Genomic DNA, 21925 nt, shown 5'->3' on the forward strand with positions numbered 1-21925 from the left:
GGGTTACACCGATGTGGGCGACATCGACGGCGGCAACCCCAACAGCATCGCCGTGACCCTCACCCCGGGTCAGTCCAGCACCGGCAACGACTTCGTTGACGAGCGTCCCGCCACCCTGGGCGACAAGGTCTGGGAAGACACCAACGCCAACGGCGTGCAGGACGCGGGCGAAGCCGGCATCGCTGGCGTCACCGTCGTGCTGAAGGACGCCGCTGGCACCCCGATCAGCTCGACCACCACCGACAGCAACGGCAACTACAGCTTCACCGTGACCCCCGGCACCTACTCGGTCGCCGTGCAGGCCCCGGCGGGCTACGTGGTCACCGGTCAGGACCAGGGCGGCAACGACACCACCGACTCCGACGTCAATAGCGCCGGCCAGTCGGGCAACGTCACGCTGCTCAGCGGCCAGAACAACCCGACCCTCGACGCCGGCCTCTACAAGCTGGCCGAACTGGGCGACAAGGTCTGGCTCGACAGCAACAGCAACGGCGTGCAGGACGCGGGCGAAGCCGGCGTCACCGGCGTCAAGGTGACCCTGCTCGACGCCGCCGGCAACGCGGTGACCAGCACCACCACCGACGCTTCCGGCAACTACCTGTTCTCGAACCTCAAGCCGGGCACCTACTCGGTCCAGTTCGACAAGACCACCCTGCCGGCCGGCTACGCCTTCACCACCAAGGACGTGGGCGCTGACAGCGCCGACAGCGACGCCGACACCACCACCGGCAAGACCATTCAGACCGTGCTCGACTCCGGCGAGTCCGACCGCAGCTGGGACGCCGGCATCGTGGCCAACACCGGCAACATCAGCGGCACCGTGCGCGAGGATCTGGACAACAACAACACTGGCGATGCCCCCATTGCCGGCGTGACCGTTGCCCTGGTCAACCCGACCACTGGCGCCATCATCGCGACCACCACCACCGACGTGAATGGCAACTATGTCTTCACCAACGTGCCGGCGGGTTCGTACAACGTGGTCGAGACCAACAAGACCGGCTACATCGACGTGTCCGACAAGGATGGCGGCAACCCGAACAGCATCTCCGTGACGCTGACCCCGGGCCAGTCCAGCACCGGCAACGACTTCGTCGATGAGCGCACCGCTGCCATCGGTGACAAGGTGTGGCTCGACAACAACGCCAACGGCGTGCAGGACGCGGGCGAAGCCGGTGTTTCCGGCGTGACCGTGAAGCTGCTCGACAGCACCGGCAACGTAGTCTCCACCACCGCCACCGACGCCAACGGCAACTACCTGTTCAGCAGCCTCGCCCCCGGCGACTACGCGATCCAGGTGACGGCGCCGGCTGGCTACGTGGTGACCGGCAAGGATCAGGGTGGCAACGACGCCACCGACAGCGACATCGATCCGACCACCGGCAAGACCATCAACACCACCCTCAGCGCCGGCGAAACCGACCTCTCCTGGGATGCGGGCATCTACAAGACCGCCTCGCTGGGTGACAAGGTCTGGCTCGACAGCAACAAGAACGGCGTGCAGGACGCAGGCGAAGCCGGCGTTTCCGGCGTGACCGTGAAGCTGCTCAACGCCGCCGGCACCGTGGTGGCCACCGCCACCACCGACGCCAACGGCAACTACCTGTTCAGCAACCTGACCCCGGGCAGCTACGCCGTCCAGGTTGTTGCGCCGGCGGGCTACTCCTTCACCACGAAGGACTCTGCCGCCGCCACCGACCTGACCGACAGCGACGTGGATGCCACCACCGGCAAGACCGTTCTGACGACCCTCGACTCCGGTGAAAACGACCTGAGCTGGGACGCTGGCCTGGTTGCGCCGACCGCCTCCTACGGCGACAAGGTGTGGCTGGACAAGAACGCCAACGGCATTCAGGACGCGGGCGAAGCCGGTCTCTCCGGTGTCACCGTGAAGCTGCTCAACAGCGCCGGTTCCGTGGTCGCGACCACCACCACCGACGCCAACGGCAACTACCTGTTCAACAACCTGACCCCGGGTGACTACTCGGCCCAGGTGGTGGCGCCGACCGGCTACTTCATCAGCGCCAAGGACCAGGGCGGCAACGACGCCACCGACAGCGACTTCGATCCGACCACCGGCAAGACCATCACGACGACCCTCTCGGCCAACGAGAACGACCTGTCGTGGGATGCGGGCCTGTACCAGAAGGCTTCCATCGGCGACAAGGTGTGGGCCGACTGCAATAACAACGGTCTGCAGGATGCCGGCGAAGCCGGCGTGCCGGGCATCACCGTCAAGCTGCTGAACGCCAGCGGCAACGTGGTCGCCACCACCCTGACCGACATCAACGGCAACTACGTCTTCAAGGACCTGATGCCGGGCACCTACTCCGTGCAGTTCGTGGCCCCCGCCGGCTACACCTTCACGACCAAGGATGTGGGGTCCAATGATGCGATCGACTCCGACGTTGGCGCCGGCACCGTGCTGGGCACCACCAACCTGATCGTCAATGGCAGCTTCGAGAACGGCACCACCGGCTGGTGCGGTTACGGGGACTCCATCGAGATCAACACCGCAGGTGCCTACGGCGTCTCCGCCGTGACCGGCGCCATGGTGGCCGAGCTCGATGCCAACTGCACCGGCACCGTCACCGGCTTCTACCAGGATGTCACCACCGTCGCCGGCCAGAGCTACCAGCTCTCCGTCGATGTGGCCCAGCGTGCCGGCTACGCTGCTTCCACCAACACCGTGGAAGTGTTCTGGGAAGGGGTGAAGATCGCCACCATCGATCCGACCTCCACCGCGCTCACCAAGTACACCTTCACCGTGACTGCGGCCGATGCCAGCAGCCGCCTGGAGTTCCGTGAGCAATCCGGCGACGACGACAGCGTTGGCGGCATCATCGACAACGTCAGTCTGGTCACCATCAACGGCGGCGGTACGGTCGGCACCACCATCCAGACCGTTCTGGAATCCGGTGAGAACGACCTGACCTGGGACGCCGGCCTGACCGTGAAGGCGGTTACCGCCACCTTCGACTTCACCGGCAACACCGCGACCGACGGCACCGATGGCAACCTCCTGTGCTACAGCAACAACGGCATCTCGGTGAACGCCAGCGCCTTCAGCCGTGACAAGGCGACCGGTGCGTGGGCCAAGGCCTACCTCGGCGCCTACGGTGGTGGCCTGGGCGTGACCGACAGCAGCGAAGGCTCCGGCTCCGGCAGCACCCACACGGTGGACAACAACGGCACCCGCGACAACTACGTGCTGTTCGAGTTCTCCCAGACCGTGGTGGTGGACAAGGCCTACCTGGGCTACGTGGTCGGCGACAGCGATGCCAAGGTGTGGATCGGCACCGTCAATGGCGCCTTCGACAGCCACATCACCCTCAGCGACGCCGTGCTCACCAGCATGGGCTTCACCGAGGTGAGCGCCAGCACCCTGACCTCTGCCCGCTGGGCCGAGCTCAATGCCGGTGGCGTGGCAGGCAACGTGCTGATCGTCGCGGCCAATCCGGGCGAGACCGACGACTACTTCAAGATCCAGCAAGTCGTGGTCAGCACCCCGAACGCCTTCTGCGCCACCGACGTCTCCATCGGCGACAAGGTGTGGAACGACACCAACATGAACGGCGTGCAGGACGCGGGCGAAGCCGGCATCTCCGGCGTGACCGTCAAGCTGCTCAACGGCGCCGGCTCGGTGATCGCCACGACCACCACCGACGCGAACGGCAGCTACCTGTTCGAGAAGCTGGCTGCGGGCGACTACAAGATCCAGGTCGTCACCCCCAACGGCTACGCCATCACCTCCAAGGATGCTGGCGGCAACGATGCCACCGACAGTGACATCGACTCGACCGGCACCACCGGGCTCTACACCCTGACCCAGGGCAGCAACAACCTGACCGTCGATGCCGGCTTCTACAAGCCGAGCGCCGCCACGGCCAGCATTGGCGACCGGGTGTGGGAGGACAAGAACTTCAACGGCATCCAGGATGCCGGCGAAGCGGGCGTCAGGGGCGTGACCGTCAAGCTGCTCAACAGCGCCGGCTCCGTGGTGGCCACCGCCACGACCGACGCGAGCGGCAACTACCTGTTCAGCAACCTCGCCGCCGGTGACTACAAGGTTCAGGTGGTGACCCCGACCGGTTACTACGTGACCAAGCAGGACCAGGCCGGCTGGAACGGCACCGACAGCGCCGTCAATGCCTCCGGCTACACCGGCACCATCGCCCTGGCGGCGGGCCAGTCCCTCCTGAAGGCGGATGCCGGCCTGTATCGCAAGGCCAGCGTTGGCGACAAGGTCTGGCTGGACAGCGACAGCGACGGTAAGCAGGACAGCGGTGAGTGCGGTGTGGCCAACGTCACGGTCAAGCTGCTGAACGCCGCCGGTGCCGTGATTGCCACCACGACCACCGATTCCGCCGGGTGCTACAAGTTCAGCAACCTGGATCCGGGTCAGTACAGCCTGCAGTTCGACAAGAGCAACGCCTACTACTACACCGGTTCGTACGATTGGTGGGGCAATGCCAAGACCCAGAACGTGTCCTCCACTGGCTACCAATGGACCACGAAGGACGTCGGCAGCAACGCCTACGACACCACCGACAGCGATGTCGCCCGTGTGTCCTCGACGTACTACAACCAGGGCAACACCGACAAGTTCACCCTGGTGTCGGGCCAGTACGACAGCAGCCGCGACGCTGGTGTGTGCCCGATCGTGATCGACCTGGACGGTAACGGCATCCAGACGATCAGCCGTGAAAACGCCAATGGCACCTTCGACCTGTTTGGTACCGGCGTGGCCGTCAGCTCCGGCTGGCTGTCCAGCGGCGATGCCTTCCTGGCGATCGACGCCAACGGCAACGGTGTGATTGACGGCATCAACGAGCTGTTCGGCGGCAACGGTGCCGGTCAGGGCTTCGCCAAGCTGGCGTCCTTCGACAGCAACGGTGACGGTGTGGTCGATGCCGGCGATGCGGCCTTTGCCAGCCTCTCCGTGTGGCGTGACGCCAACAGCAATCAGCAGACCGACGCCGGCGAGCTGATGAGCCTGTCGGAGGCCGGTGTGGCCAGCATGGCGGTTTCGTACTTCGCCCTGCCGGCGGTCGATGAGCAGGGCAACCTGCACCTCGAGCGCAGCACCGCGACCCTGGCTGACGGCAGCTCGGTGGACATGACTGACGTGTATTTCAACGTCGATGCCGCCGAAGCCGCCCAGGCCGGGATCACCCTGCCGACCATCTCCGAGCTGCTGAGCAACGATGTCAGCCTCGACGAGGTGCTGGGTGCTTCCGTGGCGGTGGGTGAAGTGGCTGCCCCGGTGACTGTCAGCGACAGCGCCGTGGCTGCCCTGAGCCAGCTCAGCCACCTCTACGAAGAGCAGCAGTTCGCCCTGGCAGCAGCCTAAGAAGTCGCCTGACCCCGGCCGGGTTCGCCCGGCCGGCCAGGCACCTGAATTAAGCAGTACCTGAAATCACTTTTTTAACGTAGGAGCGAGTAAATGATGCAAATCTCCAACATGAAGAAGGCTGCCCTTGCCTTCGCCGCCGCCGGCCTGATGGCCAGCGCTTCCGCCCACGCCGACTCCCTGCTGCTGGACCAGGACGTGAACACCCTGCTGGCCTTCACGGTGGACGTCTCCGGCCTGTCGAAGAGCGTCGAAACCGGCGTCTTCAACGTCGCCAACCAGACCACTGGCGGCTCCTTCCTGGCCTTCTGCTCGGAGCTGCTGCAGGGCGTCTCCGTCGATGCCGTGACCACCGGCCTCGAATTCAGCCCCTCCGGCGCCGTGCCGGCTGCCGTGCAGACCCTCTACAACCAGAGCTTCAGCCTGGTGAACCCGACCAGCGCCGTTGAAGTTGCCGGTTTCCAGATCGCCCTGTGGGAAGCCCTGGATGACGGCGACCTGTACGGTGGCGCCCTGCAGAACTGGGCTGGCAAGACCGGCTCCGTGACCGAGAGCGAAGCCCTCGACCAGGCCTGGATCTACCTGACCGCCCTGGCTGATGGTGACCCCGCCACCGCCAGCTACAAGCTGACCAACTGGGGCAACGCCCTGAGCCAGGACATCATCGAAGCCAAGATCCCTGAGCCCACCAGCATGGCCCTGGGCGCCCTGGGCCTGGCCGGTCTGTCGCTCGTCCGTCGCCGCAAGTCCTGATTGCGGGCCGAGGTGGTGCGGGCTTGCCGCGTCACCTCGCCGAAGCAGGGCCGGTAACGGCATCGCGAAAAGGGGGCTCGCCCCCTTTTCGCCTTTTCTGGCAGCCGCCGGGAGGCATCGACCCGCCGCTGTCACCAATTAAATCTCGATCGTCCCCAAACAGTCGGCGTGGCCTGCTGCAGGCCGTGACGTATGCATTCGTCCGGGGCGCGGGCCTCGGCTATCGTCTGCCGAACGTCCGTGAACCGTGAATGTCCGGTTCCGCACCCCGCCATTCGCACCCGAGGTTGTCATGTATCGAACCCGTTCCCTTCCCGCCGTCCTGATTGGCGCCAGCCTGGCCATGCTGGCTGCCCCGGTCTGCGCCGAGGTGCTGCTCACCACCCCCCAGAGTCCCCTCTCGGCGGCCCCTGGCCGGTCCGACCTCGAGGCGCTCAACAAGGGGCAGCAGGCCCTCGCGGTGCGCCAGTTCGAGCAGGCCGAAAAGTATTTCGGCGAGGCCTACAAGCTCAATCCCCGCTCCATCGAAGCCATGCTCGGGCTGGCCGCTGCGGCCCACGGCGCCGGCAAGTCCAAGTTGGCCCGGGACTGGATGAGCAGCGCAGTGGCCATGGCGCCCGGTCAGGCCAATGTGCTGCAGGCCCAGGCCAAGCTGCTGGTGGAGCTCGGCCTCACGACCGAGGCGGAAGAGAGCTACCGCGCCGCGATCGCCGGCCAGCCCGGCCTCGTGCAGCTCAAGCTGGATCTTGCCGCGCTGTACCTCGAAAAACTCAAGAAGCCGGCCCAGGCCGCCGCGGTGCTGCGGGACGTGCTCAAGCAGCACCCCGAGATGGCCGCCGCCCACCTGGGGCTCGGCCTCGCCCTGTCGGCCGACGGCAAGATCGAGGAAGCCTCCCGGGTGCTCGACGAGGCCGTCCGCCGTGATCCGAACAACCCCTTCGCGCTCCATGCCCAGGGCCTCGTGGCCCTGCGCCTGAGCCAGGCCGACCGGGCGCTCGCCGCCTTCGACAAGGCGCTCACGCTGCGCAAGGATTTTGCCGGCGCCATGATCGGCCGCGGCGACGCGCTCCTGGCCCTCGGCAAGGGCGACCAGGCCATCGACGCCTATACCCGTGCCGGCGCGCTGGCGCCCAGGAGCGCCTATCCCCACGCCCTGCGCGGCATCGCGTTCGAGAAGATGAAGCGTCTGCCCGAGGCCGAGGCCGCCTATCGGGAAGCCCTGAAGATCGACCCCGAAGATGTGCGCATCATGAACAATCTGGCCTTCGTGCTGGCCAGCCAGAAGGTGAAGCTGGACGAAGCCCTCAAGCTCGCCGAGCGTGCGGTGGCCAAGGACGGCAACCGGGCCAGCCTCTACGACACCCTGGGTGTGGTACAGCTCGCCCGCAACGACTCGAAGGCGGCGCGTCAGGCCTTCGAGAAGGGCCTGGCCCTGGAGCCCGGCAACCTGACCCTGCGCCAGCATCACACCATGCTCGGGTCCAACCAGACCGTCGCAACCACCAGCGCGCCGGCCGCGCCGGTCAAGCCCGCGGCTGTCGTGGCGGCCCCTGCGCCGGCACCCGTGCCAGCCCCCGCGCCCGCCGTGGTGGCGAGCGCCCCGAAGGCCGCGCCAGCCGTTGCTCCGGCCCCTGCAGCGGCCCCGGCCCCTGCAGCGAAGCCGGCCGCAGTCGATGCCGATGCGACCAAGGCCGTCGCGAGCCGGCTGGAATCCTGGCGGCAGGCCTGGGAAGCCAAGGACACCAACCGCTATCTGGCTTTCTATGGCGCCGACTTCGTGCCCGCCGACAAGCGCGCCCGTAGCGCCTGGGAGGCCGACCGCCGGGTGAAGCTCGACAAGAAGGGCGACATCCGCGTCCAGGTGGATGCCCCCAGCTTCAAGCTGGAAGGCAATGTGGTGGTGGTCACCTTCGAGCAGCGCTACAAGTCCGGCAACTACAGCGACGCCGGCCGCAAGCGCCTGGAGTGGGTGAAGGACGGCAGCGACTGGAAGATCCGCCGCGAAGCCCAGCAGTAAAGTCGCCCCTCAGAGCAGCATCCAGCGGCTCCCGCCGGCCTGCTTGGCGGCGTACATCGCCCGGTCGGCCTGGCCGAGGATGTGGTGCAGGTCGTAACCGTCCTTCGGGTAGGTGGCGATGCCGATGCTGGCCCCGAGGGCGTTGCCCGGGCAGATGTCGTCGGGAATGTCGCCAATGGCCGCCACCAGCCGGTTGCAGAACTGCCCGATGTGCTCCGGGTCGTGGAGGTTGGGGCACAGGATCGCGAACTCGTCGCCCCCCAGCCGGGCCACCAGATCGGTGGTGCGGGCGGTGGATTCCAGGCGTGCCGCCAGCTGCACCAGCACCTGGTCGCCGGTGGCGTGGCCGAAGCGGTCGTTGATCGGCTTGAAGCCATCCAGGTCGATCACCAGCACCGCGCCGGCCGAGCCGTCGACCCGCGCACGGGCCAGGATGCCCAGCCCGGTTTCGGTGAAGGCCTTGCGGTTGGCGAGGCCGGTCAGCGGATCATGGCGGGCCATCTCGCGCCAGCGTTCGCTCTCCTTCTCCATCTGCCGGTGCCGGCGCAGCATCCCCAGCACGATCACCAGGAAATTGCCCAGCGCCAGCACGAAGGCGCCGGTCTGGATCGCCCGCAGATCCCGCGAGCGGCGCACCGAGTCGTGTTCGAGGGCGGTGGTGAGCCTGTTCATCAGCGCCAGGATCTCCCGGTTGTTGCCCACCATGTAATCGGCCGCAGCGGTATAGGCGCGCCCCTCCTGTGCGGTGGCTGCGGCGGGCAGCAAGCCACGCACTGGCGTGATGAGTGTCCGGGCCCGGGCCACGACCTCGGCGGCCTCGCCCTCCACGGCCTGCAGGGTGACCGGCGCATCGTCGCCCCCGGTGGTCTGGCCGCCGTCGGCGAAGGCCAACAGGGTGCGCTCGAACAGCCCGAAGGCGAGGTCCACCTCCTGGGCTGCTGCGTTGACTTCGTTCGGGGTGGTGGCGCGGGTGGTGAGGAGCAGCGCCTTGGTGGTCTGCTGGGAGAGCATCCGCTGGCGCCCGGCCAGGTTGATCGCGACAGCATCCTGGGCGATCTGGTTGGCCAGCCACAGGTTGATCATCAGCACGCTGAGGTCCAGCGCGGCAAACATCACGATGGCGGTGATGAGTCGACGGGGCGAACCTATCAGGGTACTGACCGGGATCGGCATGGACGTTGTAGCACCCCGCCGGGTTGTCGGCGACGGCGGGGCTGGCAGGACGATGAGCTGATTATCGGCACGAAAGCCCCGCCTGTGTAGGGCTACGCCTCCAAAAATGCCAAACGGCCCGAAGGCCGTCTGGAAAAGGGTGAGGCGGCAGGGCCGGATCAGTCCTTGTAGCGCTCTTCGAGGGCCGCGATGGCCGGCAGGGTCTTGCCTTCGAGGAACTCGAGGAAGGCGCCGCCGCCGGTGGAGATGTAGCCCACGTCGTCGGCGATGTGGAACTTGGCGATGGCCGCCAGGGTGTCGCCGCCGCCAGCGATGGAGAAGGCTTCGGAGTGGGCGATGGCGGAGGCCATCATCTTGGTGCCGCCGGCGAACTGGGGCAGCTCGAACACGCCGACCGGGCCGTTCCAGACGATGGTGCCGGCGTTGGCGATGATCTCGCCCAGGCGCGCGGCGCTCTTCGGGCCGATGTCGAGGATGCGGTCGTGGGCGGCCACGTCATCGACGGAGATCTTGTTGGCGCGGGCCAGGGCGGAGACTTCGTCGGCCACCACCACGTCGGTCGGCAGGGGCACTTCGGCGCCGCGTTCCTTCATGATGTCCATGATCGCGTGGGCTTCCTTGACCAGGTCGGGCTCGGCCAGGGATTCGCCGATGCGCTTGCCGGAGGCCAGCAGGAAGGTGTTGGCGATGCCGCCGCCAACGATCAGTTGGTCCACCTTGTCGGCCAGCGACTTGAGGATGGTCAGCTTGGACGACACCTTGGAGCCGCCGACGATGGCGACCAGCGGGCGGGCCGGGTTGCCCAGGGCCTTGCCCAGCGCGTCGATTTCGGCGCCCATCAGGATGCCGGCGCAGGCCACGGGGGCGAAGCGGGCGATGCCGTGGGTGGTGGCTTCGGCGCGGTGGGCGGTGCCGAAGGCGTCGTTCACGTAGATGTCGCACAGGGCGGCCATCTTCTTGGCGAGCTCTTCGTTGTCCTTCTTCTCGCCCTTGTTGCAGCGGCAGTTTTCGAGCAGCACGACTTCGCCGGCGGCGACTTCGAAGCCACCGTCGACCCAGTTCTGGATCAGGCGCACGGGTTTGCCCAGCAGCTGGCCCAGGCGCACGGCGACCGGCGCGAGGGTGTCGTCGGCCTTCAGCTCGCCCTCGGTCGGGCGACCCAGGTGGGAGGTGACCATGACTGCGGCGCCGCCTTCGACGGCGTACTTGATGGACGGGATGGAGGCGCGGATGCGGGTGTCTTCGGTGATGTTGCCGGCGTCGTCCTGGGGCACGTTCAGGTCGGCACGGATGAAGACACGCTTGCCCTTGACGTCGAGATCGGTGAGTTTCTTGACTTGCATGATGATGTTCTTCGAGGCTTCGGAATGAAAAACGCCCCGCGCAGGCGGGGCGTCGAAACAACAGGCTTACTTGGCGTTGACGTAGGCGCGGGCCGCGTCGAGCATGCGGCAGGAGTAGCCCCACTCGTTGTCGTACCAGGCCAGCACCTTGACCAGCACGGAGCCGTCTTCACCCTTGATGACGCGGGTCTGGGTGGCGTCGAAGGTGGAGGAGACGGTGGTGTGGTTGAAGTCGGAGGACACCAGAGGCTCGTTGTTGACGGCCAGGATGCCCTTCAGCGGGCCGTTGGCCGCGGCGGTCATCAGCGCGTTGATTTCTTCCTTGGTGGTGGCGCGCTCGGCGGTGAAGGTGAGATCCACCAGCGAGACGTTGATGGTCGGCACGCGCAGGGCGAAGCCATCGACCTTGCCAACCAGCTGCGGCAGCACCAGGCCGACGGCCTTGGCGGCGCCGGTCTTGGTCGGGATGATGTTGGCGGCAGCGGCGCGGGCGCGGCGCAGATCCTTGTGGCGGACGTCCACGGTCACCTGGTCGTTGGTGTAGGCGTGGATGGTGGTCATCAGGCCCTGCTTGATGCCGACGCTGTCGGCCAGGATCTTGGCGACCGGGGCCAGGCAGTTGGTGGTGCAGGAGGCGTTGGAGACGACGGTCATGTCGGCACGCAGCGCTTCTTCGTTGACGCCCATGACGATGGTGGTGTCCACGTCGTCACCGCCCGGGGCGGAGATCAGCACGCGCTTGGCGCCCTGGTCGAGCAGCGCCTGGGCCTTGGCCTTGGTGGTGTAGGCGCCGGTGCACTCGAGCAGCACGTCCACGCCGTGGGAACCCCAGTTGACGCCCTTCGGATCCTTGGTGGAGTAGAACGGGATCTTCTTGCCGTCGATGATGATGACGTTGTCGCCTTCGGTTTCGACGGAGGTCGCAAAGCGGCCGTGGGTGGTGTCGTACTTGAGCAGGTGGGCGTTGGTGGCCAGATCGCCGGAGGCGTTGATGGCGACCACTTCGAATTCGTTCTGCAGACCTTGCTCGTAAATGGCGCGCAGCGTGCAGCGACCGATACGACCGAAACCATTGATGGCAACTTTGATGCTCATCGAGCCTTCTCCCTAGTTAATTACACGAAACCGAAATCATGTTGCTTGCGGCGCCCGGGGGCGCCGCGCCTGTATTGTGGTGCGCCTGGATCAGGCGAGCACCTTCTTCACGGCGGCGACGACTGCCTCGGCGGTGATGCCGAAATACTTGAACAGTTCGCCGGCCGGGGCCGATTCGCCGAAGCGGTCGAGGCCGATGACCTCGCCCTCGAGGCCCACGTACTTGCGCCAGCCGTCGGTGACGCCGGCTTCCACGGCGACGCGAGGCAGGCCCTTGGGCAGCACGGCGGCGCGGTAGGCGGCGTCCTGGCGGTCGAAGACGTTGGTGCTGGGCATCGACACCACGCGCACGGCCACGCCATCAATGGCGAGCTGCTTCTGGGCGGCCATGGCGAGGGCGACCTCGGAGCCGGTCGCTATGATAACGGCTTGCGGCGAAACCGGCTGTGACACAGTGCCCGCTTCGGACAACACGTAACCGCCGCGGCGGATGTCGGCCACCTGCTGGCTGCTGCGCGGCTGGAAGGGCAGGTTCTGACGCGAGAAGGCCAGCGAGCTGGGGCCGGTGGCGCGTTCGATCGACGCCGCCCAGGCGACCGCCGATTCGGTGGTGTCGCAGGGGCGCCAGACGTCCATGTTGGGGATCAGGCGCAGGGAGGCAGTCTGCTCGACCGGCTGGTGGGTTGGGCCGTCTTCGCCGAGGCCGATCGAGTCGTGGGTGAACACGAAGATCTGGCGCACCTTCATCAGCGCCGCCATGCGCAGGGCGTTGCGGGCGTATTCGCTGAACATCAGGAAGGTGGCGGTGTAGGGGATCAGGCCGCCGTGCAGCGCGATGCCGTTGGCGATGGCCGCCATGCCGAACTCGCGCACGCCGTAGTAAACGTAGTTGCCGCCGGTGCTGCGGGAGACGCCCTTGGCGCCGGACCACAGGGTGAGGTTGGAGCCGGCCAGGTCGGCCGAGCCGCCGAGGAGTTCGGGCAGCTTGGGCGCGAAGGCTTCGATACTGTTCTGGCTGGCCTTGCGGGTGGCGATGGTCTCGGCCTTCTCGGTGACCTTGGCGAGCACTGCATCCACGTGGGCAGCCCAGTCGGCGGGCAGCTCACCGGCCATGCGGCGGGTGAATTCGGCGGCGAGCTCGGGGAACTCGGCGGCGTAGGCGGCGAAGCGGGTGTTCCAGTCGGCCTCGAAAGCGGCGCCCTTGGCGCGGGCATCCCAGGCTTCGTAAACATCCGCCGGGATCTCGAAGGGCGGGTGGTTCCAGCCGATGTAGGCGCGGGCGGCTTCGATCTCGGCGGCACCCAGCGGGGCGCCGTGGACGTCGTGGCTGTCCTGCTTGTTGGGGCTGCCGGCGCCGATGATGGTCTTGCAGCAGATCAGCGACGGCTTGCCGGTCTCGGCCTGGGCGGCCTTCAGGGCGGCCTCGATGGCGACCGGGTCGTGGCCCTGGACGTCGCGCACCACGTGCCAGCCGTAGGCCTCGAAGCGCTTCGGGGTTTCGTCGGTGAACCAGCCCTCGACGTGGCCGTCGATGGAGATGTTGTTGTCGTCGTAGAAGGCGATCAGCTTGCCCAGGCCCCAGGTGCCGGCGAGCGAACAGGCTTCGTGGGAGACGCCTTCCATCAGGCAGCCGTCGCCCAGGAAGACGTAGGTGTGGTGATCGATGATGTCGTGGCCGGGACGGTTGAAGTCGGCGGCGAGGATCTTCTCGGCCAGCGCCATGCCGACCGCGTTGGTGATGCCCTGGCCCAGCGGGCCGGTGGTGGTCTCGACGCCGGGGGTGTAGCCGACTTCCGGGTGGCCCGGGGTCTTGCTGTGCAGCTGGCGGAAGTTCTTCAGGTCGTCGATCGACAGATCGTAGCCGGTGAGGTGCAGCAGGGCGTAGATCAGCATCGAGCCGTGGCCGTTGGACTGGACGAAGCGGTCGCGGTCAGCCCACTTGGGATTTGCCGGGTTGTGGCGCAGATGGCGGCGCCACAGGACTTCGGCGATCTCGGCCATGCCCATCGGGGCACCAGGATGGCCGGAGTTGGCCTTCTGGACGGCGTCCATGGCCAGCGCGCGAATCGCGCCAGTCAGGGGGTTGAAGACGGGCGGCTTGACATTACGCGAAGAAGACATCTGGGAACCTTCGGCCGGGGAGAGCGGCGCGCAAAGACCGCAATTATCTTTGATTTCCCGGGGCTTGGGTAGCCTTGGCGGCTTGAATCCACCTGTTGGGCCCGTCACGGCCGGGATGGAAAAACTCCGGCATAATCCCGGACGCCTTACATTTTCTTACATCGCGCCCGCCGATGCGTCTGCTCTCCCGCTGGACCGCCCTCGTCGTCGTCCTTGCCGCCCTGCTGCTGGGCGGTTGTGGCGGCATGAAATACACCGTTGATGATGGCCGCAAGGTCAATGAGACGCTGCTCGGCAACCTGCGTGCCCTGGGCCACGGCGAGCGCGCGCTGCGCCCGGCCATCGTGCGCTCCGCGGCCCTCAAGGACCCGGACTGCAGCCACCAGTGGGAGCTGCCCTTCAGCGTGGCGACGAGCTACGAGTGGGAAGAGGACGACCGGGTGGCGTGGGTGCGCGCGCTGCAGGTGGACGAGCGGCTCACCGTGGTGGCCGCCGCGCCGGACATCGGCCTTGCGCCCGGCGACAAGATCGTCGAGATCAAGGGCTACAAGAAGAACGACGCCAACAAGATGCTGGCCGAGCTCGCCGAACTGCGTGACGACGGCGAGCCTTTCCCCATCAGGACGGCCGCCGGCAAGACGGTGACCATCAAGCCCCTGCAGGTGTGCCGTGGCTATGCCCGGCTGGCGCCGCCGGTCACGCCCGGCTACCAGGATTTTCACTGGCTGATGAGCATTCATCCGCTGGAGATCTTCGGCCCCCAGATCACCCCCGACGAAGCCCTGTGGATGGTGCTGTGGACCCAGGGCCTGTCGGAAGAGGGTGGGGCGCGGATGAAGACCTACCACTACAGCAAGGAGATCGTCTCCACGCTGTTCGAGATCGCGTCCCTTGCCACCGGCCTCAACGCCGCGGCGCAGGCCGCCAAGGTGGCGGCCAACCAGGCAGCCCAGGCGGCGGCTGCGGCGGCCGCCAAGTCGGCATCCGAAGCGGTCGCCAAGCAGGCGCTGCAGGAGGCCGCCAGGAAGCTGGCCGAACAGGCCGCCCAGGATTACGTCCAGAAGATTGGTGAGGAAGTGGTGAAGTCGGTCGGCCGCCAAGCTGGCAATGTGCTGCGGGACACCTTCATGGCGCGGATGGGGATGGCGGTGTCGAGCCTGTCGTGGGTGGCCACCACGGCTTTCGACGATGCCGACCGCTGGGCTTACGACCGCATCGGCAAGCTTGGCGGCGACCCGCTGGCCGGCGCAAGCCTGCATCAGAAGCTCCTCGACCAGAACCGCATCAGCAACGTCTTTGTGCTGGATGAAGAGCGGTTGGCCAAGTTCGTGAACCTCGCCCGCCAGACCCAGCGTGAAGAAATGCTCGCGGCTGTCCTCAAGGGCGCGTCGCTGGAGGCGTTTACGTTGAAGCTCTCCGATCTGCCCAGCGCCTCCGACGAAATCGGCGGCATGGCGCTCGCCTCGGACAGCGAGGAGATCAAGCCGCCTTCGGGCCTTGGCCAGACCGGCCTGATCGATGCAATGCTGAGAATGCCCCTCGAATCGGGCGACGAATGAGTCATGAAGAAGATGCGAATCCTTGATCTGTGCGGTGCCCTGGCCTGTTCGCTCATCACCGCGGCGGTCGCCCAGACGTCGCCGCCGGCCTCGTCGATGCCCGACGACTCCGGCGCCCAGCTGGATTGCCCGGCCGCCATGCAGCAGGCCGAGCTGACCTTCGAACGCGGCCAGCAGGTGGCCGCCGCCAAGCGCTGGAAGGACGCCCAGCCCCTGCTTGCCGAAGCCAGCGGCGCCTTTCTGAGCATCGCCGCCAACTGCCCGGCGGTGGCGGCCCAGGCCAACAAGCATGGCGACAAGGCCGCCGCGCTCCTCAAGCAGGTGGACGCGGCGTCGAGCCACCAGAGCGAATGCCTGCCGCGCCTCGACAAGGCCCTCGATCTGGAGGTGAAGGTGGCGGCGGCCCGTGGCGAGAAGGGCGATCCGGCCCAGATCGAACGTCTGCTGGCCGATGCCGAGAATGTTTGGCGTGAGGCGGCCGACCTGTGCCATCCACCCCACAAGGAGAAAGCCGAGAAGAGCCTCGCGGCCACCGTGCGCGCCCGGGCGGCCAATGCCGAGCTCCTCAGTTCCGGCCCGGCCTGCGATGCGGCCTGGAAGAGTGCCACGTCCCTCGGCGACTACGCCCGCGTGGCCTGGAAGGACAAGCGCTGGGACGACGCCGCGTCCCTCTACAGCAAGGCCGTGCTGGCCTGGGAAGGCGCCGCCGATAAATGCGCCGGCACCCGCCAGACCCAGGCCATGCGCAAGGTCGAGCAGACCCAGATCGACGCCCACAACGCCGAACACTGCGGCCCCCTGTGGGATTCGGCCACCGACCAGACCCAGCAGCTGCGTACCACCGGGCAGGCGGTGTCGGCCACCGAGAAGGACGTGCTGTCGGTGAAGGCCGAGGTGGCCTGGCGCGACGCGGTGATCCAGTGCCGCGGCAACCCCCAGAGCCTGGCCCGCACCAACGCAGACGCGATCTCCCGGGAGCGCGGCACGCCGCTGCCCCAGAATGCGATGGCCCTGTACGGCAGCCGCAAGGCGCCGCCGCCGGCCATCGTCACCAATCAGCCGGTGGTGGCGCCGGTGGTCGTCCAGCCGGCTGCCTCGGCGGTCGCCAAACTGCCGGCTGCCGCCGCGGTAACGGCCACGGCAGCCGCGGCGACGACCGCCGCCCCAGCGCCGGCACCGGCACCCAAGCCTGCGCCGGTGGCCGAGAACAAACCTGCCGCTCCGACCCCGGCCGCTCCGCCGGGCGAAGTGGTGCTGGTGGCGGGCGACACCACTTATCGCGGCGCCTTCACGCTCGAGCGCCAGACTGGGGCGGTGAGCGGTACCGGCACCGTCGAATGGACCAACGGCGAGCGTTACGTGGGCACCCTGGTCAATGGCCGCAAGCACGGCAAGGGGCGCTTCGAGTGGGTGGGCGGCCAGTGGTACGAGGGCGACTGGGTGGATGACCAGGCCGTCGGCTACGGGGTGATCCGCTTTGCTGGTGGCAACCGCTACGAGGGCGCGGTGAAGGATGGCGAGCCCAACGGGCGCGGCACCCAGATCTTCCCCAGCGGCGACAGCTACACCGGCGACTTCGTGCGCGGGGTGTTCCACGGCCAGGGCAGCTACGCCTGGAAGAACGGCAACCGCTACGACGGCACCTGGAACATGGGCCGCAAGCACGGCCAGGGCCGGCTGACCTGGGCCAGCGGCGAAGGCTGGGAGGGCGAATTCCAGAACGACCAGCAGACCGACAAGGGCAAGAACCTCACCGCATCGGTCAAGTAAGGTCGGGCGTGAAAATGAAACGGGGCAGCCGCGGCTGCCCCGTTGTCGTTTCAGGCTGGCGTCACACCCACTGGCGACGGCGTTCCATCAGTTTCCAGATCAGCGGGGTGAGGATCAGCTGCATCGCCAGATCGAGCTTGCCGCCGGGCACCACGATGGTGTTGGCGCGGGACATGAAGCTGCCGTCCACCATCCGCAGCAGGTAGGGGAAATCCACGCCCCGCGGATCGCGGAAGCGGATGATGACCATCGACTCGTCGGCGGTGGGGATGTCGCGGGCGATGAACGGGTTCGACGTATCCACCATCGGCACCCGCTGGAAGTTGATGTGCGTGTGCGAGAACTGCGGGACGATGTAATGCACGTAGTCGTGCATCCGCCGCAGGATGGTCTCCTGCACGGCCTCGAGGGAATAGCCGCGGGTTTTCGTGTCCCGGTGGATCTTTTGTATCCACTCCAGGTTGGTGATTGGAACGACGCCGATCAGCAAGTCGGCGTGGCGGCAGATGTTCACCTTGTCGGTGATCACCGCGCCGTGCAGGCCTTCGTAGAACAGACAGTCGGTGTCCGGCGGGATGTCTTCCCAGGGCGTGAAGCTGCCCACCTTCAGGCCGCGGCGGGCGGCTTCTTCGGAATGGTGGAGGTAATGGCGGCGCCGGCCGCTGCCCGATTCGCCGTAGGTGCGGAAGAGCTGTTCGAGGTCTTCGAGCAGGTTGGCCTCGGGGCCGAAGTGGCTGATCCCGCGCTGGCCCTTGTTTTCGGCGTCGATGATGAGTTCGCGGATCTCGTCGCGGGTGTAGCGGTGGAAGCTGTCGCCTTCGATGATGGCGGCGTTGACCTTCTCGCGCCAGAAGATGCCTTCAAAGGTGTGCTTCACGGTCGTCGTGCCGGAGCCGGACGAGCCGGTCACCACGACGATGGGGTGCTTCATGGACATGGATTGCTCCAGAAAATGAGTGTTTTTGGAGCAGGCCACGGGGTCATGAACTGTTCCAAAAGCACTCCAGCAACTTTCCGGAGCGAGCGGGGTTAGCTCAGCAATATCTGTGCCGAGTCTCCTGAGGGCCTCATGCGTGGCTGTGCAGCCACACGCGCCACTCTTCAAACAGGGCCGGGCTGGCGGCGGCGATCACCGAGCGCTTGATGGCCGGCCCGGCGGTGAGCGGCGTGCCGCCCAGGGTGCTGTAGGCACCACCGGCTTCGTCGAGGATCAGGCGACCGGCGGCGTAGTCCCAAAGCATTTGCCCGCCGTGGATGTACACGTCGAGCCGGCCGGCGGCCACGTAGCACCATTCGAGGGCGCTGGAGCCGAAGTTGCGCTGGGAGTAATACGGCGGGCGCACCGCGAGCTCGTCGCCCAGGTGGTGGCTGATGCGTTTGAAGTCGACGCCGGCGACGGCGTCCTTGAGGCGTGCGGCCGGGCTGCGCAGGGGCAGCGCCACGTCGTTGAGCCAGGCGCCGGCGCCGCGGGCGGCGTAAAAGGCTTCGTCGGTGATCGGGTTGTAGACCACCCCGAGCTGGGTCTTGTGGTCGATAAGATAGGCCACCGCCACGCCGAAGAAGGGAATCCCGTTGGCGAAGTTGGTGGTGCCGTCGATGGGGTCGATGACCCACAGGCCGCCCTTGCCCAGGTGCCACACACGTCCTTGCTCCTCGGCGCTCATCTCTTCGCCGAGCACGGCGCCGGGGATGAGCCTGGGCAGGCGTTCGACCAGCGCGGCCTGGGAGGCCAGATCGGCTTCGGTGAGCACGCTGCCGTCGGCCTTGTGCTCGCGCACGGCGCTGAGGTAGCGGGGCAGAATGGTTTCCTTGGCCATCTCGCGGACGAGATCGGCCAGGGCGCGGGCCTGTTCGAGGCGTTGGGCGGCGTTCAGCATGGGGCCCGCCACTTGATGGAGCAGCCGATGCTGGGCGTCTGTTCGGCCGGGCCGTGGCCGGTTTCGGCCACCTGGCGCATGGCCTCGAAAAGCTCGCGGCGGGCGTCTTCGGGGGCGGGGTTCTTGCCGGAGGCGTCGAGGCGGCCGCGATACTGCAGGCCGAGCCCGGCGTCGAAGCCGAAGAAATCCGGCGTGCACACCGCGCCGTAGGCCCTGGCGACGGCCTGGCTCTCGTCGAGCAGGTAGGGAAAGGGGAAATCCATGTCGGCGGCGATGCGCTGCATGTTCTCCGGGGAGTCCTCGGGGTAGTCGGCCGGATCGTTGGACATGATGGCCACGCAGCCGATGCCTAGGCCGGCCAGCTCGCGGCAGTCGCGCACGAGGCGCGGCAGCACGGCCTTCACGTAGGGGCAATGGTTGCAGATGAACATCACCAGCAGCCCCTTGGGGCCGCGGCAACTGGAAAGGCTGTGGGGCTTGCCGTCGACACCGGGCAGTACGAAGTCCGGGGCGGACCAGCCGAAATCGCACAGGGGCGTGGTAAGACTGACCATGATCTTCGTTTGGTTTCAATCCCGTGGAGGCACGCGGATAATAGCATGATGAACCCGCGCTTCTTTTGCCCCGACGGCCTCGTGCCCGATTCCGACATGCCGCTGCCGGCGGCCGTTGCCCACCATGCCGAGCGCGTGCTGCGCCTTGCGGTGGGTGACGCGGTGACCCTCTTCGACGGCCGTGGCGGTGAGTGCGCGGCCACCCTCGTCGCCCTCGGCAAGCAGCCGCTGGCGCGGCTCGGCCCGCGGCTCAATGCCGAGCGGGAATCGCCGCTGGCGATCACCCTGGTGCAGGCCCTGGCGAGCGCCGACAAGATGGACTGGGTGGTGCAGAAGGCGGTCGAGCTGGGCGTGGCCGCGATCCAGCCGGTGGCGGCCGAGCGTTCGGTGCTCAAGCTGTCGGGCGACCGGGCGGACAAGCGCCGCGCCCACTGGCAGCAGATCGCGGTGTCGGCCTGCGAGCAGTCCGGCCGCAACCGGGTGCCGGAGGTGGCCGAGATCCTGCCGCTGGCCAAGTATCTGGCCCGGGATTTTGCCGGCACGCGGATGATCCTCGCGCCGGGCGCGGAGGGCGCGCTGGCCCGCAAGTCGCGTCCGGCCGGGCCGGTGGCGATCCTGATCGGGCCGGAGGGCGGCTGGTCGCCGGCCGAACTGGCCCTGGCCGATCGCGCCGGCTGCGAGCCCCTGGCCCTCGGGCCGCGGGTGCTGCGCACCGAAACCGCGGGCCTGGCGGCCATCGCGGCCATGCAAACCCTGTGGGGCGATTTTCCGGGAGACCTTGATGTTTGAGTCAGCCGAGCTGGGCCACAAGCTGTCGAAGGAAGAGTACGCGACGATCGAGCCGCAGCTGCGCACCGACCTGCTGAACACCCAGTTCGACCTCCTCGAACACAAGGATTTCGCCGCGGTGATCCTCATCAACGGGATCGACGGCGCCGGTCGCGGCGAGACGGTGAATCTGCTCAATGAGTGGATGGACCCGCGACACATCGAGGTGCACGCCTTCGATCAGCCCACCGACGAGGAGCGCCAGCGGCCCCGTCTGTGGCGCTTCTGGCGGGCGCTGCCGGCCAAGGGCAAGATCGGCATCCTGTTCGGCAACTGGTATTCCGAGCCCATCAACGAGCGCAGCTTCAAGCGGATGAAGAAGGCGCATCTCGATCAGCGCCTGTCGGAGCTCAACCGCTTCGAGGCGATGCTCGCCGCCGAGGGCGTGGTGCTCATCAAGTTCTGGTTCCACCTCTCCCAGGCGGGGCAGAAAAAACGCCTCAAGGCGCTGGAGGCCAACCCGGACACCCGCTGGCGGGTGCGCGAGGCCGACTGGGAGATCTACGAGCACTACGACCGCTACCGCGAGGTGGCCGAGCATGTGCTGCGCCGCACGAGCACCGGCATTGCGCCGTGGGTGATCGTCGATGGCAGCGACCCTCAATACCGGGCCGTGCACGTGGGCAAGACGCTCCTCGAGCGGCTGCAGCGACGCATCGAGTTCGTCCGCAAGGGCTTTCGCACGCGGCAGACCGCCGCGCCGCTGGTGGCCGCGCCGGACGAGCGCAACCTGCTCAACGCGCTGGTGCTCGACCAGCCGATGGACAAGAAGGACTACGAGAGCCAGCTGGAGAAACTCCAGGGCCGGCTGGCCCTGGCGGTGCGCAGTGAGGAGTTTGCGAAACGCAGCCTGGTGCTGGTCTTCGAGGGCATGGACGCTGCCGGCAAGGGCGGGGCGATCCGCCGTGTCACCGCGGCGCTCGACACCCGCCAGTACCACGTCATCCCCATCGCCGCACCTTCCGACGAGGAGGCTGCGCAGCCTTACCTGTGGCGCTTCTGGCGGCGCCTGCCGCGTCAGGGCAAGGTGGCGATCTTCGACCGCTCCTGGTACGGCCGGGTGCTGGTGGAGCGGGTCGAGGGCTTCTGCTCCGAGGCCGACTGGATGCGCGCCTACGCCGAGATCAACGATTTCGAGGATCAGCTGGTGTCGGCCGGGGCCATCGTCGTGAAGTTCTGGCTGTCGGTGAGCGACGCGGAGCAGCTGCGGCGCTTCAAGGCGCGGGAAGAAGAAGCCTTCAAACGCTACAAGATCACCCCGGACGACTGGCGCAACCGCGAGAAGTGGCCCCTCTACGAGCCCGCGGTGTGCGACATGATCGACCGCACCAGCACCGAAAACGCGGCTTGGACCCTCGTCGAGGCCGATAACAAATATTATGCGCGGGTAAAGATTCTGCGCGTCCTGGTCGATAAGCTCGAATCGGCCCTGAAACACTGACCTGGACAACGGATAGCCCGATCACTCCCCAAGGCTGTGGA

At 67.1% G+C, this 21925-nt stretch carries 14 protein-coding genes; 7 read left to right on the forward strand and 7 right to left on the reverse strand.

Features of this window, described 5'->3' with window-relative positions; genetic code table 11:
* From GH681_RS03025 to GH681_RS03035, 3 genes are all read left to right on the forward strand, one after another.
* Positions 1-5353, forward strand: a 5353-nt coding sequence (locus GH681_RS03025) for an SdrD B-like domain-containing protein (protein ID WP_194271123.1), incomplete at its 5' end; no start/stop codon positions are given.
* Between the two features lie 93 nt (positions 5354-5446).
* Positions 5447-6106 (forward strand): PEP-CTERM sorting domain-containing protein, encoded by a 660-nt coding sequence (locus GH681_RS03030; RefSeq protein ID WP_153159981.1) that lies wholly within the window; start codon positions 5447-5449, stop codon positions 6104-6106.
* A 292-nt stretch (positions 6107-6398) separates the two neighbouring features.
* Positions 6399-8123, forward strand: coding sequence for a tetratricopeptide repeat protein (locus GH681_RS03035; RefSeq protein ID WP_153159982.1), 1725 nt, complete (start codon positions 6399-6401; stop codon positions 8121-8123).
* A gap of 9 nt (positions 8124-8132) precedes the next feature.
* Here GH681_RS03035 and GH681_RS03040 read toward each other — a convergent pair whose 3' ends face one another.
* From GH681_RS03040 to tkt, 4 genes are all read right to left on the reverse strand, one after another.
* Positions 8133-9296, reverse strand: a complete 1164-nt coding sequence (locus tag GH681_RS03040; protein ID WP_153159983.1) for a diguanylate cyclase — start codon at positions 9294-9296, stop codon at positions 8133-8135.
* 158 nt (positions 9297-9454) lie between these two features.
* Positions 9455-10639 (reverse strand): phosphoglycerate kinase, encoded by a 1185-nt coding sequence (locus tag GH681_RS03045; protein ID WP_153159984.1) that lies wholly within the window; start codon positions 10637-10639, stop codon positions 9455-9457.
* A 66-nt stretch (positions 10640-10705) separates the two neighbouring features.
* Positions 10706-11734, reverse strand: a complete 1029-nt coding sequence (gene gap, locus GH681_RS03050) for a type I glyceraldehyde-3-phosphate dehydrogenase (RefSeq protein WP_153159985.1) — start codon at positions 11732-11734, stop codon at positions 10706-10708.
* A 90-nt stretch (positions 11735-11824) separates the two neighbouring features.
* The gene (gene tkt, locus GH681_RS03055; protein ID WP_153159986.1) at positions 11825-13855 is read right to left on the reverse strand and encodes a transketolase; all 2031 of its coding nucleotides are present in this window, start codon (positions 13853-13855) and stop codon (positions 11825-11827) included.
* Positions 13856-14028: 173 nt separating this feature from the next.
* Here tkt and GH681_RS03060 point away from each other — a divergent pair, with 173 nt between their 5' ends.
* On the forward strand, positions 14029-15414 hold the full coding sequence (locus GH681_RS03060; RefSeq protein ID WP_153159987.1) for a hypothetical protein: 1386 nt from the start codon (positions 14029-14031) through the stop codon (positions 15412-15414).
* 3 nt (positions 15415-15417) lie between these two features.
* Positions 15418-17184, forward strand: coding sequence for an MORN repeat-containing protein (locus GH681_RS03065; RefSeq protein ID WP_153159988.1), 1767 nt, complete (start codon positions 15418-15420; stop codon positions 17182-17184).
* Positions 17185-17245: 61 nt separating this feature from the next.
* Here the strand turns inward: GH681_RS03065 and GH681_RS03070 are convergent, their stop codons facing one another.
* From GH681_RS03070 to GH681_RS03080, 3 genes are all read right to left on the reverse strand, one after another.
* Complete coding sequence (locus GH681_RS03070) at positions 17246-18121, reverse strand: phosphoribulokinase (RefSeq protein ID WP_153159989.1); 876 nt, start codon at positions 18119-18121, stop codon at positions 17246-17248.
* A 130-nt stretch (positions 18122-18251) separates the two neighbouring features.
* Positions 18252-19061 (reverse strand): inositol monophosphatase, encoded by an 810-nt coding sequence (locus tag GH681_RS03075; protein WP_153159990.1) that lies wholly within the window; start codon positions 19059-19061, stop codon positions 18252-18254.
* Positions 19055-19615, reverse strand: a complete 561-nt coding sequence (locus GH681_RS03080; protein ID WP_153159991.1) for a thioredoxin family protein — start codon at positions 19613-19615, stop codon at positions 19055-19057. The genes GH681_RS03075 and GH681_RS03080 overlap by 7 nt, the downstream gene beginning before the upstream one ends.
* A gap of 48 nt (positions 19616-19663) precedes the next feature.
* On the opposite strand from GH681_RS03080, the gene GH681_RS03085 reads away from it, so the two are divergent.
* Positions 19664-20404, forward strand: coding sequence for a 16S rRNA (uracil(1498)-N(3))-methyltransferase (locus GH681_RS03085; protein ID WP_153160231.1), 741 nt, complete (start codon positions 19664-19666; stop codon positions 20402-20404).
* Positions 20397-21884 (forward strand): polyphosphate:AMP phosphotransferase, encoded by a 1488-nt coding sequence (pap, locus tag GH681_RS03090; protein ID WP_153159992.1) that lies wholly within the window; start codon positions 20397-20399, stop codon positions 21882-21884. The genes GH681_RS03085 and pap overlap by 8 nt, the downstream gene beginning before the upstream one ends.
* The last annotated feature ends 41 nt before the right edge of the window (positions 21885-21925 follow it).

Origin of the sequence: Zoogloea sp. 1C4 (assembly GCF_009469605.1) — a bacterium.
GTDB lineage: Bacteria > Pseudomonadota > Gammaproteobacteria > Burkholderiales > Rhodocyclaceae > Zoogloea > Zoogloea oryzae.

Excerpts from the sequence above, each read along its gene's own strand:
- GH681_RS03030 (WP_153159981.1), top strand. The coding sequence starts at position 5,447 with ATGATGCAAATCTCCAACATGAAGAAGGCTGCCCTTGCCTTCGCCGCC.
- GH681_RS03035 (WP_153159982.1), top strand. The coding sequence starts at position 6,399 with ATGTATCGAACCCGTTCCCTTCCCGCCGTCCTGATTGGCGCCAGCCTG.
- GH681_RS03040 (WP_153159983.1), bottom strand. The coding sequence starts at position 9,296 with ATGCCGATCCCGGTCAGTACCCTGATAGGTTCGCCCCGTCGACTCATC.
- GH681_RS03045 (WP_153159984.1), bottom strand. The coding sequence starts at position 10,639 with ATGCAAGTCAAGAAACTCACCGATCTCGACGTCAAGGGCAAGCGTGTC.
- gap (WP_153159985.1), bottom strand. The coding sequence starts at position 11,734 with ATGAGCATCAAAGTTGCCATCAATGGTTTCGGTCGTATCGGTCGCTGC.
- tkt (WP_153159986.1), bottom strand. The coding sequence starts at position 13,855 with ATGTCTTCTTCGCGTAATGTCAAGCCGCCCGTCTTCAACCCCCTGACT.
- GH681_RS03060 (WP_153159987.1), top strand. The coding sequence starts at position 14,029 with ATGCGTCTGCTCTCCCGCTGGACCGCCCTCGTCGTCGTCCTTGCCGCC.
- GH681_RS03065 (WP_153159988.1), top strand. The coding sequence starts at position 15,418 with ATGAAGAAGATGCGAATCCTTGATCTGTGCGGTGCCCTGGCCTGTTCG.
- GH681_RS03070 (WP_153159989.1), bottom strand. The coding sequence starts at position 18,121 with ATGTCCATGAAGCACCCCATCGTCGTGGTGACCGGCTCGTCCGGCTCC.
- GH681_RS03075 (WP_153159990.1), bottom strand. The coding sequence starts at position 19,061 with ATGCTGAACGCCGCCCAACGCCTCGAACAGGCCCGCGCCCTGGCCGAT.
- GH681_RS03080 (WP_153159991.1), bottom strand. The coding sequence starts at position 19,615 with ATGGTCAGTCTTACCACGCCCCTGTGCGATTTCGGCTGGTCCGCCCCG.
- GH681_RS03085 (WP_153160231.1), top strand. The coding sequence starts at position 19,664 with ATGAACCCGCGCTTCTTTTGCCCCGACGGCCTCGTGCCCGATTCCGAC.
- pap (WP_153159992.1), top strand. The coding sequence starts at position 20,397 with ATGTTTGAGTCAGCCGAGCTGGGCCACAAGCTGTCGAAGGAAGAGTAC.